Source organism: Pseudomonas fluorescens (assembly GCF_041354075.1).
GTDB lineage: Bacteria > Pseudomonadota > Gammaproteobacteria > Pseudomonadales > Pseudomonadaceae > Aquipseudomonas > Aquipseudomonas fluorescens_CE.
This window is the reverse complement of record NZ_JARZGC010000012.1, coordinates 65,735-81,986: the sequence shown is the minus strand read 5'-3', so window position 1 is coordinate 81,986 and position 16,252 is coordinate 65,735. Positions and strand designations below refer to the sequence as shown.

The 16,252-nt window shown below is 57.8% G+C and carries 10 protein-coding genes; 3 read left to right on the top strand and 7 right to left on the bottom strand.

Translation table 11 applies throughout. The features are described from left to right. Positions 1 to 266: 266 nt before the first annotated feature. Positions 267 to 389 (bottom strand): hypothetical protein, encoded by a 123-nt coding sequence (locus QIW53_RS16975; RefSeq protein WP_371050752.1) that lies wholly within the window; start codon positions 387 to 389, stop codon positions 267 to 269. Positions 390 to 691: 302 nt separating this feature from the next. After that, complete coding sequence (locus QIW53_RS16970; RefSeq protein WP_371050751.1) at positions 692 to 967, bottom strand: hypothetical protein; 276 nt, start codon at positions 965 to 967, stop codon at positions 692 to 694. Between the two features lie 102 nt (positions 968 to 1,069). Between QIW53_RS16970 and QIW53_RS16965 the strand changes: the two genes are divergently transcribed. From QIW53_RS16965 to QIW53_RS16955, 3 genes are all read left to right on the top strand, one after another. Next, positions 1,070 to 1,945: a helix-turn-helix transcriptional regulator gene (locus QIW53_RS16965; protein WP_371050750.1), complete on the top strand. Its 876-nt coding sequence runs from the start codon at positions 1,070 to 1,072 to the stop codon at positions 1,943 to 1,945. Between the two features lie 141 nt (positions 1,946 to 2,086). Next, positions 2,087 to 2,764 (top strand): hypothetical protein, encoded by a 678-nt coding sequence (locus QIW53_RS16960; RefSeq protein WP_371050749.1) that lies wholly within the window; start codon positions 2,087 to 2,089, stop codon positions 2,762 to 2,764. A 25-nt stretch (positions 2,765 to 2,789) separates the two neighbouring features. Further along, positions 2,790 to 2,954: a hypothetical protein gene (locus QIW53_RS16955; RefSeq protein WP_371050748.1), complete on the top strand. Its 165-nt coding sequence runs from the start codon at positions 2,790 to 2,792 to the stop codon at positions 2,952 to 2,954. Here QIW53_RS16955 and recD read toward each other — a convergent pair. The 5 genes from recD to QIW53_RS16930 all read right to left on the bottom strand — a co-directional run bounded on the left by recD (position 2,942) and on the right by QIW53_RS16930 (position 16,239). Further along, positions 2,942 to 5,035 carry an exodeoxyribonuclease V subunit alpha gene (gene recD / locus QIW53_RS16950; RefSeq protein WP_371050747.1) on the bottom strand — a complete coding sequence of 698 codons (2,094 nt, stop codon included), beginning with the start codon at positions 5,033 to 5,035 and terminating at the stop codon, positions 2,942 to 2,944. The two genes, QIW53_RS16955 and recD, sit on opposite strands and share 13 nt — an antisense overlap. Then, positions 5,032 to 8,703 carry an exodeoxyribonuclease V subunit beta gene (recB, locus tag QIW53_RS16945; RefSeq protein WP_371050746.1) on the bottom strand — a complete coding sequence of 1,224 codons (3,672 nt, stop codon included), beginning with the start codon at positions 8,701 to 8,703 and terminating at the stop codon, positions 5,032 to 5,034. The genes recD and recB overlap by 4 nt, the downstream gene beginning before the upstream one ends. Further along, positions 8,700 to 12,170: an exodeoxyribonuclease V subunit gamma gene (recC, locus tag QIW53_RS16940; RefSeq protein WP_371050745.1), complete on the bottom strand. Its 3,471-nt coding sequence runs from the start codon at positions 12,168 to 12,170 to the stop codon at positions 8,700 to 8,702. Before recC ends, recB begins: the two co-directional genes overlap by 4 nt. Before the next feature lie 200 nt (positions 12,171 to 12,370). Continuing rightward, positions 12,371 to 13,087, bottom strand: a complete 717-nt coding sequence (locus tag QIW53_RS16935; protein WP_371050743.1) for a M48 family metallopeptidase — start codon at positions 13,085 to 13,087, stop codon at positions 12,371 to 12,373. Continuing rightward, positions 13,087 to 16,239 (bottom strand): type I restriction endonuclease subunit R, encoded by a 3,153-nt coding sequence (locus tag QIW53_RS16930; protein WP_371050742.1) that lies wholly within the window; start codon positions 16,237 to 16,239, stop codon positions 13,087 to 13,089. Before QIW53_RS16930 ends, QIW53_RS16935 begins: the two co-directional genes overlap by 1 nt. Between the last annotated feature and the right edge of the window lie 13 nt (positions 16,240 to 16,252).

The following is a 16,252-nucleotide window of genomic DNA, read 5'->3' as shown; positions in this document are numbered from 1 at the left end:
ATTGAGATGGAAATCAACTGAACGGACGCACTAGCTTGGCCTTGAAGATCTCGAGTCCCGTCGCGGGTCGGACATCCAATTCGATGTGCTGGCATGAAGGGCACGCCGAAAACCAGTCTCTGCCCTCACGCAGCGCATCACTGGGTGGTACCGTCGTTTTATGCCAATGGCATTGGGGGCAGGTAAATGTAAAAGGATGGGGAGGCCAAGGCATGAAAAAAACCTGTTTGTCGTGAGTCTGATTGAATGGCGCTCGTCGGCGTGTGTCAGGCTGGATCACCGGAACGCTTTCTTTCCAGCTCCTCTTTCATCTCGTTGTACTCGCAGAAGAACTCGTAGCCCTTTTTGACAACGACGATGACGCCAATGAATGCGAAAAGATTTTTCATGCTTCGGTCTCCTGTTTTGGCTGACGAGGTAAGCATGGGTTAGCCACGCGACAACACGTGTCGTGATCACATGACCCCCTGCCGTTTGACTGATGTCTGCATCCTGTTCGAACGACCCCGGCAAGAGCCTGGTTGCGCGACCTTCACGCCCTCCACGCACTTAGTCTGCCGGAGTACATGACGCGCACTGGTGGTACGCTCATCACCTCGAATGACGAAATGAATTGGGAGGTTCATGTGGTGTAACGCCCCAGGCGAAGTCGGATCTCGGGGCACTTCACCAGAGCCCTCGTCCCCTACCTCTAAGGCAGCAATGCCTGCAGAATCTCAACTTTGCGCTGCAACTGCTCCACATGAGCCTTTTCCGCCCGCAGCGCCGATTTCAGCTCTCGATTTTCTTCGGCATGCCAGCTCAACCGCGCCTGACGCTCCTTCGTGGTCGCATGCCAATGCTCGAGCAATCTCCAGGCTTTGTTAGTCTGCAGATACTGCACCAAAAGCATCAGCAGGATCGTCAACAGCATCAGCATGGCTACCAAAGCCACCCAATCCCAACCGTCCATAAACATGTCCCTCATGTCATCAACTCCAAACTTGCCAGAGTCACGATATGTAGTGTTCAACGACACGTCTAGAATGTAGACTTATACAGGTAAAGTATTCACTCACATGGAGGCGACATGAAACGCAAGCAAACCATCGAGCAGGTCCGTTGGGACCTCGCCCTTCGCTATCGTCTGATTGAAACCGTCGCCTGGTGGGAAGGCCGGCTGACCACGGTGCACTTGATGCAGAGCTTCGGCATCAGCCGCCAACAGGCGTCAAAGGACATCAATACGTACATCACCGAGCATGCGCCCAAAAACCTTACATATGATCGACAGATCAAAGGGTACGTGCCGGGCAAACAGTTCAAGCCCCTGTTCATCGACGACAGTGCCAGCGCCTACCTGCACCTGCTCTACCAGAACAATGCCCGAGCGCCACACGTTGAGGGCCTGGCGTTGGCCTACGCCCATACCAAAGTGCTGGAGGTGCCGGATCGCTCGATCAAGGCCGAGATACTGCGCCCACTGCTCAAGGCTTGCCGGGAGCATCTGCGCCTGGACATCGACTACGTTTCGCTCAACAGCCCTGAACCTGAAGGGCGAACCATCGCACCGCATACGTTGGTTTACACAGGCATGCGCTGGCACGTGCGCGCATACTGCGAAAAAAACCGTGAGTACCGGGACTTTGTACTGAGCCGACTACGCGGGATCCCTGAGTTGATGGACGGCGAAACCGAGAATGGCCTCTCGGACGACGACCAGTGGAATAGCGAGGTCAACGTCATCATCAAACCCGACGAGCGTCTGACGCTGATGCAAAAAGCGATAATCCAGGAGGATTTCGGGATGGTCGATGGGCGACTGCAGATTCCCTGTCGCCAGGCGTTGGTCAAGTATGTACTGCAGCGCTATCAGATTGATCCAAAGAACATGGACCCAAAACCCGAGGCGCAACAGATCGTGGTGGAGAACCTGAAGGAGTTGAAACCCTGGCTGTATGACTGATACCAGTTCCTTTCGACTGCCGTGTTCGCGACAACCTGCCGCTGGCAATCGACTCCAAAAAATACCGAGCCCTGACGCCGTGCGACATGATCTGTCGCACGAGTGAATCAAGCTCTGTATCAGACCCCACGAGAGAGTGCGATGTTGAATAATCTGGAAGTCCTGAAGCTGGTGGAAACCACGTTCACCGAGATACTGAACGCCGACAAAGTGTCCGACCTGAAAAAGATACTGACGTCCGATCCCCTACTGGAAAAATGGCAGATGGACCGCAACAAGTACCCAGAATTGCAGTTGAAGTTGACGGACCACGACATCAGTTCCCTCATGACCAAGGTTGGCAACGATCTTCGCTTGCATACGGACCTCAGCGCCAAACTGGAAACGCCTCTGGAGAAGCTGCTCTACGCCCTCGTCTGGAAGAACGGCGACCTGCAAAAGGTGGCGCACATCATCAAAGGTGCAGCCGATGTCAGACCAACATCGCTGACTAACGGCCCAGGTCAGGTATTCAAACAGTTCGGTCGACACCTGGCTGATCGCTCGGAATCCATTGTCGATCAGCACGTGCTTCGTGCCTTCGAACTCTATGAACAGATCAACGACCCAGACTTTTCCAAGATCCAGACCATTCGCAAGAAGATCAACTGGGATAACGATGTCGCCTGTATCGAACGCTACAAAGGCTGGCTCTCGAAGCACTTTAAAGTGCGTCAGGATTCGGAACCGGGATTCGTAGTAAACATCGACATGCTGCTGTTTGCGCTCGGTCGAGCGGTAAAGATCACCAGCAAGCGTGGTAACGGCGAAGCAGCGTGATACCACCGCCATCAAGGACAGCGCCATGAAAACCTACAAAGCCTTCATGCAACGTGTGGTTGCCACCGCCGGCCCCCAAGCCAACTTCTCCATCACGGTCCAAGCGGTGACCTCTGCCATGGCAAAGGTCACCGCTGAAGCCCAGTACCCAGGCTACAAATGCCTGAACGCCCCCACTCAGGTGCGTTGAAGTTTTGCCAATTCATCTTGCAGTTGCAGCGCCAGGCCGCTGGTGCGCTGCACATTGCGACTCACCGCCCCTTCAAACACACCCGGACTGCTTTCGACCAGGCTGAACCACTGTTTGGCACGGGTGATGGCGGTGTATAACAGTTCCTTGGTCAACACCGGGTTCAATGCGTCGGGCAATACCAGAGCCGTATGGTTGAACTCCGAACCCTGGGACTTGTGCACCGTCATGGCGAAAACGGTCTCAACCTCCACCAGCCGACTCGGCATCACGAAACGTACGCCGCCGCTGCCATCGTTTCGCGGGAAAGCCACACGTAAAATTCGTTCTGCAGAGGGGCCCGGTACCCAGAGAGCAATGCCGATGTCACCATTCATCAAGCTCAGGCTGTAATCATTGCGGGTGACCAGTACCGGTCGCCCTTCGAACCATCCCTGATCCCCTGACAACAACTCACAGCGGCGCAGTTCGGCGGCCACTCGTTGATTCAATCCCTCGACACCCCAGGGCCCGCGACGCAGCGCACAGAGCAGACGGAACTCATCAAACGTGCCCAATACTTTGCTAGCCCAACCGGCCCAGAGCGCACTGTCCCAGGGAGTGTCTTTGGCAGGACGCTGGTCTCGTAGCTGCTCAAGGTAATGGCGATAACCAGGAGCATCGCCTGTGCCGTTGATAATCAGTTCGGTGAGTGCGGCATCATGCTCGCCTCGCAACTTGAGGTTGAACAGCTGAGGCAATTGCTGATCAAGCAGGCTTCGTGCTTCGGCGGCATTTTTCTCATTGACCAGTTTGGCCAGACGCCCGATGCCCTGCTGGGCGTCGAAGCGTCGGGAGTATCGCAGCATGACGGTTTGCTGGGCCAGCGGATCGCCAGCACCGACTGCCGTTTGCAACCCCGGAGCGCTGACCGACTCGCCACTGTGGGCTTCCAGCCAGGCCACTGTTTGCTCGCTATAGCCGCCGGTTTCAGCGTCGCGGCAAAGGTCGCCCAACACGGAGCCTGCATCCACCGAGGCCAGCTGATCCTTGTCACCCAACAGGATCAAGCGCGCCTGCCGAGGCAAGGCATCGAGCAGGCAAGCCATCATTTCCAGGTCAATCATCGACGCTTCATCGACCACCAATACATCCAGCTCCAGCGGCTTATCCCAGTGGTGAATGAAGTTGCGCGAATCCGGTCGACTGCCCAATAGACGGTGCAATGTGGAAACATCCGTCGGGATCGCCTCCTTCACCGGGGCGCTGACCGGCAGCTCACGGACGGCCTTGCCAATGGACTCGGACAAGCGTGCTGCTGCCTTGCCGGTGGGGGCGGCGAGACGAATGCGCAGCGGCTTCCCCTCTTCCACTGCCGGTGTTTGCAAAAGCCCCAGCAAGCGCACGACCGAGGTGGTCTTGCCGGTGCCAGGGCCGCCGGTGATGACGCTGAAGTTACCTCGCGCTGCCAGCGCACAGGCAATTTTTTGCCAGTCGCTGCGGCGTTCACCGTTAACTTCGAAGGTGTCAGGGAACAAGGCATCGAGCCGACTCGAAAGTTTTCCCGGTGTTACCGCGTCCACACTCAAACGGGCGCTCAGCGCCTGGGCAATGCTGCGCTCATAGTTCCAGTAACGACGCAGGTACAGACGCTGTCCGGACAACACCAGCGGCCGCTCCGGGAATCGCTGCGGCTCGTCCCGATCCTCCACCATCGTGCTCAAGCACAACGCCCGGCGCCATTGCGCGACATCCAGGCCCAGCAACCATTGCGACGGTAATTGACCACCCTCCTCTCCTTCAGGAGGTAACGACAGCACAAAGTCAGGCGCTTGCACGGTAGCGACCAGATCCAGGCAGGAATGCCCGCGACCCAGTTGATGACTGGTCATCGCGGCGGCCAGCAACACACTGGCCTGGGCCTGGGGATCCTGTTCAAAAAGGAAGGTGGCGAATGAGCGATCCAGTGCGCGCAACCAGCCTCGGCTCACCCAATTGTCGAGTTGATGCAGCAGCGCGCTGCTGTCGGCATCGCCAACGAACAACAGCGGGTGATCAACGTTGCGCTGGCTGTTGCTCAGTTGCTTAAGGGTCTGGCTCATGCGCTGACCTCCGCGTGTTGGCCCATGAAGAGTTGGTCCAGTTGTTCAATCAACTGCCGTGGCGGTCGTTCGAAATGCACACCATGGGTGGGCGCCTGGTGCCCACGAACGAACAGGTACACCGCCCCGCCCATGTGCTGTTCGTAGTCATACCCGGCAAGGCGCAGCTTGAGCTGGCGATGCAAAGCCAGCAGGTACAGACACAGCTGCAGGTCGTAACGCTTGTCCAGCATGGTCTCGACCATCGCCTCGGCGTCGTAGGCCTGATCGTTGCTGCCCAGCCAGTTGGATTTGTAGTCCGCCACGTAGTAGCGACCCTGATGTTCAAACGTCAGGTCGATGAAGCCTTTGAACATGCCGTTCAACTCGTTGGCAGCCAGTACTGGGCGCGGTGCACCACCCAACGTGTATTGACGCACCAGTGCATCGAGGCGCTGAACGTTCACCGACCGGCTGGAAAACCAGAACTCCATCTCCACCTGATAGGTGCTCAGGGTCGAGAGTTTGCATTGGGTACCGTTGAACCGCAGCGGTGCATTCAGATAGCTGCCCAGCCAGGCGGACAGTGGCTCGATCCAGGTTTCCCAGTCGCGCAGGTTGCAGCGTCGGGCAACGGTGTTATGGAGAGTTATTGGATCTCCAGCGGCCTTGGCAAAACCTTCGCGACCGGCCCATTCGAACAGTCCGTGGAGAAAGGTGCCCGGTCCTGCGCCACGAGGGAACCCGTGAATCCCGGCCCCTGCAGGCAAAGCTTCAACTTCGTCCTCTTCTTGCAAGTTGGCTTCCAGTGCGGTCGCCGGCTCAAGGTTGACACTCGGCTGCGCACCCATCAAGACATTACCGTCGGCAATGGCCAAGGCCGAGTAACTGGCGATCCACCAGTTCGCCGCGAGCGTGTGCATGGGGCGCAATGCCGGCCCCACCAGCGGTGGCGTTGGCGCCGTATGCACAGCATCAGACGGCACCGGGGCTGCGCACACTGCAATGTCTGCGCAGCCGCTGGCCAACGCTGCAACCACGTCAGGCAATTGAGCCGCTGAGATCGGCTTCTCACCCGCTAGCATGTAGCCCAGGCCAGCCTTGTGCAGGTCCGTCGATGCACCGCCAGCCTTGAAGCCCTGGGGCGCCACACAGATCCAGGTGGCATAACGGGCTCGGGTCAGGGCGACGTAGAGCAAGCGCATCTCTTCGCCCATGCGCTCATCGTTGGCAAGCGCCTGAGCCGGTTTCGCCAGATCGCCCTTGATCAGCTCGATCACCAGCCCCTTGTCGTCGTGGAACATGGGCGGTGTTGTGCTTCGGCCATCGATCGCCCTGGCGCTGCAGGCAAACGGCAGCAGCACCAATGGGTATTCCAGTCCCTTGGACTTGTGCACGGTGATGACCTTGATCAGATCCGAATCGCTTTCCAGGCGCAGAATTTCTTCTTCGCTCTGGCCATCGACCTGCTCGGCCAGGTGGCGGATCAGCGCATGCTCGCCATCGAGTTCGGCGGCGCTGCGCTGCAACCACTCGGCCAGGTGCAACAGGTTGGTCAGGCGACGCTCCCCCTGGTCTTCCAGAAGCAAACGGGCCGGAACCTTGAACGTGGCAAGCAGTTTTCGCAGCATCGGCAGCACGCCCTGTTGCTGCCACAACGCGCGAAAATCCCTGAATAGCAAAACCTGTTGTTCCCAGAACAACTCATCCTGATTCAATTGCTCCAGGGTCTGCCATGTCAGCCCGACGCTGCGGGTCGCCATGGCAGCACGCACCAGCCGGTCGCTGGTGGGTTGAGCGCACGCTCGCAGGATATACAACAGGTCTCCGGCCTCTTCGCTTTCGAAGACCGAGTCCCTGTCGGAGAGATAGACACTGGCCAGCTGTCGATGCGCCAGGGCCTTGCGGATGGCTTCGGCTTCCTTGCGATTACGTACCAGAATGGCAACATCGGCGGGCCGCAAGGCGACGAATTCACCCTTGCCTTTCAGCAAACCGGAACGCTCGGTTGCAGCGGGATCAAGCCAGGCCTGAATCGCCGATGCCGAGGCTTCAGCGGCTTTACGCAAGTAGGTGGCGTTATTGACCACACCCTCGGTTTCCAGCTGCCAGAACGTCAAGGCAGGCTGATCCGCACCCTTGATCTGCAAAACATCGTCACGACCATTGGCCTGGACGGTGTTGAACGGCACCGGGTTGCCCTGGTCTTCTGTGGCAAACCGAAACGCGCCCCGAGGCTGGGCTTCGGCGTATCGGAAGCAGTGGTTGACCGCGTCGACCATCGATTTGGTGGAACGATAGTTGGTCCCCAGTGTGTAATGACGGCCAGCCGTTGCCTCGCGCGCCTGGAGGTAGGTGTAGATGTCCGCACCACGGAAGGAATAGATCGCCTGTTTCGGGTCACCGATCATGAACAGGCCGCAGTTATTCAGGTTGTCGGGAATGCGGTAAATGGTTTCGAAGATCCGGTACTGAACCGGATCGGTGTCCTGGAATTCATCGATCAGGGCAACCGGATATTGCTTGCGAATGGTCTCAGCCAGACGAGGGCCCGACGGGCCTTGCAAGGCCTGGTCAAGACGATTGAGCAGGTCGTCGAAACCGATTTGCGCCCTGCGCACTTTCTCGGCATTGAACGAACATTGCACCTCACGCAGTGCATGTAGCAGCAGTTGCGCGCGCACCTCGGTTTTTGACTCCAGATGATCGACCCACGTATCGATGGCCTGAAAAGCGGGGTGCATGCTGACAACGCCGCCTTTGTTCACACTGAACCGGGTTTGCCCACACTTGCGAACATGAGCACAGGCTTCGTCTCCCAGGCTCCATTTCGCGATATCACCAAGCATCTGCTCGAAGGTTTCGGGAGTCTTGGTTGGATAGGATTTTCCGCTCAACTTCGTTCGTACATCACCCAGCAGCGTATTTATCCCGGCGACGTCTCGCGACCACTCAGCTCTGGCACGGTCCTCAAGCGCAATACATCGCTGCTCCCAATCGATAGGGGACTGCAGAAGCGCATCCAATCGTGCCGGAGCGCTGATCGATGCCCCTGCCTGCCGGAACTCCGCGTCTGCCCGCGATAGCAGAGGACTGAGCGCCTTCTGTAGATCAGTCGGGGTTTTGAAGCAATCGGCCACCACCTTGGAGAGCGCCGGTGACAAGGCATAGAAATGCCGACGCCAATAATCCCTGCTCACCTCCGCCAGCAGCTCGCCCTGGTCGGTTTCCAGTGTCTGGGCGAACAGGCTGCCACTGTCGAAGGCATGCTCTCGCAGCATCCGATAACACCAGCCGTGGATGGTCGAGACGGCGGCCTCATCCATCCACTCCCCGGCCAGTTGCAAGCGCCGTGCACAATCGGGCCATTGCTCAGTTGGGTACTCGGCACGCAGTTGCTGCAGCAACTTGTCATGTTTGCGATCCGGCTCCAGAAAACACTGCGCCGCTTCGGTCAGGCGCGCGCGAATACGGTCGCGAAGCTCCTGGGTTGCGGCGTCCGTAAACGTCACCACCAAGATCTGCGGCGGTGTCAGCGGTGTCTTGAAAGCGTTTTCGCCGCCATGCCCCAGCACCAGCCGCACATAAAGCAAAGCGATCGTGAAGGTTTTGCCCGTGCCGGCACTGGCCTCGATCAATCGGCTGCCATGCAATGGAAAGTCCAGGGGGTTGAGATTTACCGGGCTCATTGGTCGCTCCCTGCGCGGCTGGAAAGTAAATGTTTGAACAGTCCGCCATACAACCGCTTGGACCATGTGACGAAATCACCGGAGGCGCATAACTGGTCGAAGTCAGCATAGGCGCGGCGCAAGGCAAAGGAGCTCTCTGCTTCTCCGGTGCGCATGAAGCCACCCTCGAATGTCTCACGGGCCTTGTCCAAGGCCGAGTCTTTGTCTTCGCCTTCCACCCCCACCTCCTCAAGCCATGCGAATGCGCTTTGACAGGCAACCGGCAACGGCTCACGCATGCCCGCCACCCAGGCGTCGAGCAGCGACTGCAACTGTTCCTGCGCCTGTTGCGCCGGCATTGGCCGGAACACTACATCCCCGTTCAAACTGACCAGAATTGTGGTGCAGCCCGGTTCACTCAATTGCAACGCCAGATGGCGCACCCAGGGACGAACCAGGTTGTGCCAGCGCCAACTGTCGTCGTTGCATAGTTTCTTGCTGTCCAACTGTAAGTAGGCTCGCTCACCTTGGGCGTTACGGCGAATGCCACCCAGCCAATCACTAAATCCCGGGCTCGGGTCCTGCGCGGCGATCGTTGCGGCGGTCTGGCCGTCCTCGATTTCAGGCCATGCTTGCAACTGCGCGTGGTAACGCTCCAGCAGGTCCGGCAGCGGCTCTGCCAATGCCGAGGCACTCAAGGTTCCGAAGCCGCCCAGCGGCAAATTGCCTTCGCGCTGCAAACGCTGAACATGTCGATCAAGCTCGGCCACCGCGTCCTCGGGTCGGTACTCTTCTTCAACCCAACGCTTGAGCGCCTGGCTGAGCCGGTCCTGGTGCTGCCAGTTCTCAAGGCCGTCGAGCTGAAAGGTTTCGTCGTCGCGGCTGGTCAACTCGTCATTGTCGAAGTTAACCTTGAGCCGTTGCTGGAAGAACGCCCCGACGGGGTCGCGCACAAACCCGGCCAGTTGGCGCAGGGTTAAAGGCGTGTCTTGGGCGAGTGCTGGCAACAGGTTTTCCGATGGCTGCTGATCTGGCGAATCATGCACCTCACGCCATTCGTGAGAGTAAGTGAACAGCCCGTCCGGACCCGGCTTGTCGGCAAAGTAGGCGGCGCTGAAAGGCTGTAGCGGGTGCTCCTGGGTCAAGGCATGCAGCAATTTGCCAGGCTGCGCCAAGCGCCAGCCGCTGGACAGGTGATCGCGCAGTTGCCCGATCAGTACCGAAGGTACGCGCTCGCTGTTGTCGCGAATGTTGCGGCCAACCCAACTGACGTACAGTTGTTCTCGGGCCGATAGCAGCGCCTCAAGCAACAGGTAACGATCATCCTCGCGCCGTGAGCGATCGCCCGGACGGTAATTGTTGCGCATCAGGTCGAAATCGACTGGCGACTGTTGGCGCGGATAATCGCCATCGTTCATGCCCAGCAGGCACACCACTTTGAAAGGGATCGCACGCATCGGCATCAACGTGCAGAAGTTCACCGCACCGGCGAGAAAACGTTGCGACAAGCCGCCATCCTCGATGCCGGATAGCCAGGTTTCATGCATCACGCTCAGCGGCAAAGGCTCGTTGAATTGCGCAGACTCACAGGTGCGCAGCCAGTCATCGAGCAGTTTGAGCAACTGGTTGACCAGTAATTCTTCGCCATCCCCCACCGGACGGAAGAACACCTTCAACAGCGATTGCAGGCGCTCAACCCAGAGCACCGGTGTCGCTGGCTGCTGCAGGTCTTCGCGGGCGACTTCCAGGTGATCGAGCAGGGTCAACAAAGGCCCTGCCAATGCCGCCTCCAGCCCGGACACTTCATCGTAAGGCTCGATGCCATTGAGCTCGGGCCCTTGCCCGGCTGCGTAGCCCAGCAGCATGCGGCGCATCCCGAAACGCCAGGTGTTTTGCTCCAGGCCCGCCGGCATGCCCAGACTCTCACGCTGCTGCGCATCGAGTCCCCAGCGCACACCGGCACCATCGATCCAGCGTTGCAGGATCGGCACATCCGCTTCCTTGATACCGAAGCGCGCCCGCAGCGCCGGCACGTCCAGCAGGTCGAGAATATCGCTGACGGCGAAGCGGCTATGAGGAAGTTTGAGCAAGTGTTCGAGGGCAATCAGCAATGGCTGGCGGCCACGCTGCCCCTGGTCGGCCAGGGTAAACGGCAGATAACGAGGATCATGACGCGGTACCTGGCCGAACACCGCCTCGATATGCGGTGCGTAGGCGTTGATGTCCGGCACCATCACGATCACATCCCGAGGGCTTAGCGCCGGATTGGCACTGAAGCGGGCGAGCAACTGATCATGCAGCACTTCCACTTCACGCTGCGCGCTGTGGACCACGTGGAAGCGTACCGAGCGATCTAGGGCCAAGTCGACGGGGCCCCATACTTCGCGGGTTTCCGCCGGAGGACGCAATTCAAGAATGTCGCTTTGCAATTGGCTCAGCAGGCTTGAAGGTGGCTCGTCATTGAAAAGGTCGATACGTCCGCCGTTCAGGCCCTCGAACAGGTATCGATAACTCGTCGGCTCGTCATAGTGGTCGAGCAAATTGATGTAGTCGCGACCTTGCTTGCCCCAAGCGGCGAGCAATGGCTGGCCATGTTGGCTCGCTGCCACAGAAGTGCTTCTGTTTGGCTGGCGGCGATAGGCATGGCCCAGCAAGTCTTTGTCAGCGACGATATCGCCCCAATGGTGGCGACAAGGATTGTGCACACACAGCAACACCTGGCTGTAGCGCGAGAGTATGGCCAGAGCTTCGAGAACCTGTGCCGGCATAGACGAAATACCGAACACCACCACACGCCGAGGCACCCCGGACGGGGCCTGCCCGGCTTCACGCAGGTGTGTGACAAAGCGCTTGTGAACACCGGCCCGGCTCTGCTCAAGAGCGCCCTCGCCAACATCCGCCAATACTTCCCGCCACAGTTCCGCTTGCCACAGGTTATCGGGATCCAGCGGTTTCACACCGCGTTTGATGTGCCTTAGCTGATCACGCCCGGCCGCCCAGTCCTCCAGCCAATCGGCACGATAGACCTGATACTGATCGAACAGGTCCGCCAGCCGCTCGGAGAGTTGGTAGAGTTTGCGCTGATCGTCATCCTCCTGAAGAAATCGCCGCAAACTGCTGAAATTGGTTTTACTTAGTAATTGAGGCAGCAAGCGCATGAGTCGCCAACTCAGTGCCGCCTTGTCCAGCGGGGAGGTCTCTGGTGTCGTCTCCGAACCCAAGACAGACCTGTAGGCTTGCCAAAGGAAACGCGCAGGAAGTTGCACATCCAACGCTGCGGCGATACCGCAGCCACCGACATCAGGATCTTCAGCCAGCGCCAGCTTCAACCATTGAGCAATGCCGTTGCTGTGCACCAGCACGACTTCATTTTCCAACGGGGCTAATGGGTAGCGCTGCATCCAGCTCACCGCTAGCTCACGCAAATCGTCAAGGCGATTGCCGTGGATGATCATGAATCCGGGCTTTAACGCGTTTGCATCCTGCATAGGGCATCCTGAGGTTTGAATGCGCTGCTCGGGGGGAACAGCAAAAGGCCACTACTCTAGAACAATAGAAACCGGTGCCGCCAGCCCTACAAAAGACGCAAGACCTTCGACAAATCGAATTCATCGTTCAGAAATACCAGAGCGCTTACGAGGTGCTTTTCCGCATAGCTGAGCAAGCCTGCTGGAATACCAAGCGGGCTTCATTCCTTCCAGACTTCGGCCGCCAGCGGGAGCTCATTCAACTCGGCACGGGCCTCACGCCACGTTGGAAAATGCTCACCAAGGAGGAGGATGAAGCGTTCATTGTGAGTCGGCTCAAGCAAATGAATCATCTCGTGGACAATCACGTACTCCAGCAGATCTTTCGGCTTCTTCACCAACTCGGTGTTCAGTCGAATGTTCCCTGCTCGGTGGTTACAGCTACCCCATTTGGTTTTCATCCGTTGCAGGTAATACCCCGCCACCTTCACCTTAAGCTTGCGTTCCCACTTCTTGATCAACACCGGCACCGCGGCGTGCAGTTGCAGCTTCTGCCATTCGTACATCACGTCGGCACGCTTGTTCGCGTCGCTACCGGGGCGAACAGTCAAGGTGAGGCGTTTATGGTCGAGCACCACGGAGGGCTTGGCGTTCTGGTGTTTAATCACCATCAGGTACCGCCGCCCCCATACATGGTGGCTTTCCCTTTCCACAAACTGACGCGGCGCCTCACGTGCCTGGGCTTGCAGCTTGCTCTGCTGCTCACGAATCCACCCAAGCCTTGAAATAGCGTAAGCCCGAGCGACCTCGAGCCGCGTGCTTGTCGGGGCGACTAAGGTCACTCGCCCCTCGGGTGGATGCACGCTCAGATGGACATTCTTGATGTCTTTGCGGGTCACCGAAATTGAGATGTCGCCCAGTTCGATAATCTCGTCCATCAATAGCCCGGTTGGTTCTTGATGATCTCGAAAATGGCCATGGTCGCCTCTCCGTCACGTCCCATCAGAGGAAACAACGCATTGAGAATCCGCGATTCGCGTGTCGTTTCTCCTCGCCAGGCAGAAGGGGCTTCCTTACGCATGACTTGATCAATATCCAGTGCCAATCTGACTCTTGAATCTTCGTCCTGCGGGCACTGAAAGGTTTTCGCGGCAATGCTGCCAAGGTTGTTGAAGAGCACCGTCGCCTCTCGATGGCCATTGAGCGCGGCCGGAGTATTTCCTGAACCTTTTTTCGCCATCTGCCTGACCACCGCCTCGGCTTTGCGCAGGAACTCCTCGTAAGCCGCAGCATCATCACGACTCTGCTTGATCAGGTCTTCGAGCAGCCTAGACATCCCCTCGTAAAATTTCGGGTCGGTCAGTTGTTCACGAATGATGGTCTTACGCACATTGTTGATAATGCCTTCGGCGATCGCATCCTTGGAAAGATTGCCTTTGGCATTGAGCTTTTTGGCGATGGCATCATGCACGCCAGTCTGCACGATCAGCTCAACCAGCGAAAAACTATCGACTGTGCTCATTGGATCGGCTGGATCTGCCTGAATATACGTGTTGAGCAGATGCCGCATATCCGCTTCGAATGGCTTGATATCCAATTCTTCACCGGAGTGTTTCTTAATCGCTTCACGCACATCGGCGTAAAACTGCACTTCGGCCTGCAGTGTGGCAGCTTGCGCTGCTGAGTAACCGGCCTCAGTCAGGTTCTGCGCCAAGTCTGCAAAAGCCCGGGTGAACGAGGCCACCGCTTTGTAGAAAGCGACCCGTAGTGCTTCGGTCTCATCCAGAGCATTCGCATTAGCCGCATCACCACAGAAGTAATGAATAAACTGCTCAACCTCTCGCGGCGGCGCGACAGGTTCGCACAAGTAACTCAGCGCCTCTCGAGCTGCATCCAGCTGCTTTTTCCCTTCAACCAACCAGTTCTTCAGCTCGATGTTGTTGCTGCCACCGCTGCCCGTGTCGACATCCAGCTCATCCGAGGTGTAAACCGAAATCGCGTCTTGCACGTCACCGAACAATTCCTTGAAATCCACGATGTAGCCGAAATCCTTGTCATCTCCGTCCAATCGGTTGGTACGGCAAATTGCCTGGAACAGGTTATGGTCCCGAAGCTCGTTATCCAGGTAGATGTAAGAACAGCTGGGCGCGTCAAAACCGGTCAACAGCTTACTCACCACGATGAGCAGTTTCAGATTGGCGGGTTCTTCGATAAACCGACGCTTGGTTTCCTCTTCGTACGCCGTGGTGGTCTGACCTGGCTTCAGCACGTACTGTGTGTAAGTGTTGAACTTGTAACGCTCATCACTCTGCGCTGGGTCGCGGGAGATCGAGTTGTGGTTCGGCTCATACGAAGTGACGATGCCGCAGTAAGGGCCAAACGAAGTAGTTTCAAACAAACGGAAATAGTGACAGGCATCATAAATGCTGGCTGCCACCAGGATGGCGGTGCCCCGGTCGTTATTCAGCCTCGGCTTCAGGCTGAAGTCCTCGATAATGCTGGCGACGATCCGCTGCTTGCGTTCGCCAGCGCTCATCAGCGACTCCATGGTCGCCCAGCGCTTGCGCAAGATCGATTTCTGATAGTTGTTCAACCCCTTGGTTTTCTGCTCGAACCAGGCATCGATGGCCTTTTGCGAAGTCAAACGCTGCGGTACGTCACGGGCTTCATACTTAAGGTCCAGCACAACCTTGTCCGCAACGGCTTCGTGGAATTTGTAGGTGTGTATGTAGGTGCCGAACACATCGTGCGTGGTCTGCTTGTCCTTGCGCAGCAAAGGAGTTCCGGTAAAGCCAATGAAAACGGCATTGGCCAGCCATTGCTTCATTTGCTTGTTCATGTCGCCACCTTGAGTGCGGTGGCATTCGTCCACGAAGACATAAAAACGGCCATGCATGGGCGGCGGTGGCACGCTCAGGTCCGGCTCGAATTTATGCAGCAAAGCGCAAAGCAGGCGCGGCGCAGGTGCGGCGAGTTTCTGTACGAGATCGGCACGAGAGATGATCCGTGGCGACGGAGCGTCACTGCCGATCACCCCGGCGTTGCGCATGACCCCGGAGATTTGCCTGTCCAACTCATCGCGATCAGTGATCACCAGAACGCGCGCGTCAGCATCATGTTCGAGCAACCACTTGGCGATCAGCACCATCAGGATGCTCTTGCCACTGCCCTGTGTATGCCAGATCACCCCACCCTCGTTTCGCCGAACCCGCTCCTGTGCTGCCTTCACAGCGACGTATTGATGCGGACGCGGCACCTTTTTGATCCCCGCATCGAAAATGATGAAGTTGCGGATCAGGTCAAGCAGACGGGATTTCTCGCACATTTGCGCCAAGGGGCGATCCAGCAGAAAACCGCACTGCGCCGCTTCTGCGCGGAGCGTTACGTCATAGGGGGCAGGCATCTCGCGCTGGGTGTCCAGTTCGACTGACGCTGATTTTTCCGCCGAAGCCTTCCACTCGACAAAAAACTCGGCGCGAGTCGTTGCCGTGCCGTAGCGCAGGCCCTGAGAGTCGCTGCCAGCGAAGACCAACTGCACCGTGCTGAAAAAACCCTGATTGAAGATTTCCTCCTGGTTGGTGATCAGTTGGTTAATTCCATCGGCTACCTCAACCGAACTGCGCTTGAGCTCGATCACGCCGATGGCGATACCGTTCAGGTAAATCACCAGATCAGGACGGCGCTCATGGCCACCGCGCAGGGTCACTTCCTCGGCAATGGAGAAGTCATTGCGCTCAGGGTGCTCCCAATCAATCAAATGCACCGTTTCGTGGGCCTGCCCGACGACAACCTGCACCGGCACACCATACCGAAGCAACTGGTAGGTACGCAGGTTGGCCTGGTACAGGGTGATGCCCGTGGCATCCGCTGCGGTCTTCAGCTTTTGCAACGCCGCCGATATCTGCGCATCGGAATAGCCGCGCTGCTTCAGATTTGCCTGTAGCAGCTCGTCTTCGATGTTGCGGTTTTGCCCACGCTTGCCCCAATCGCCCAAGTAGTCGTAGCCAAGGTAATCAGGCCGCGTCTTGTCTGTAAACAAGGCTCGAACACGATTCTGGGTGCGGCGTTCGGAGCGAGGTTGTTGAGTCATCAGGTGCATCCTG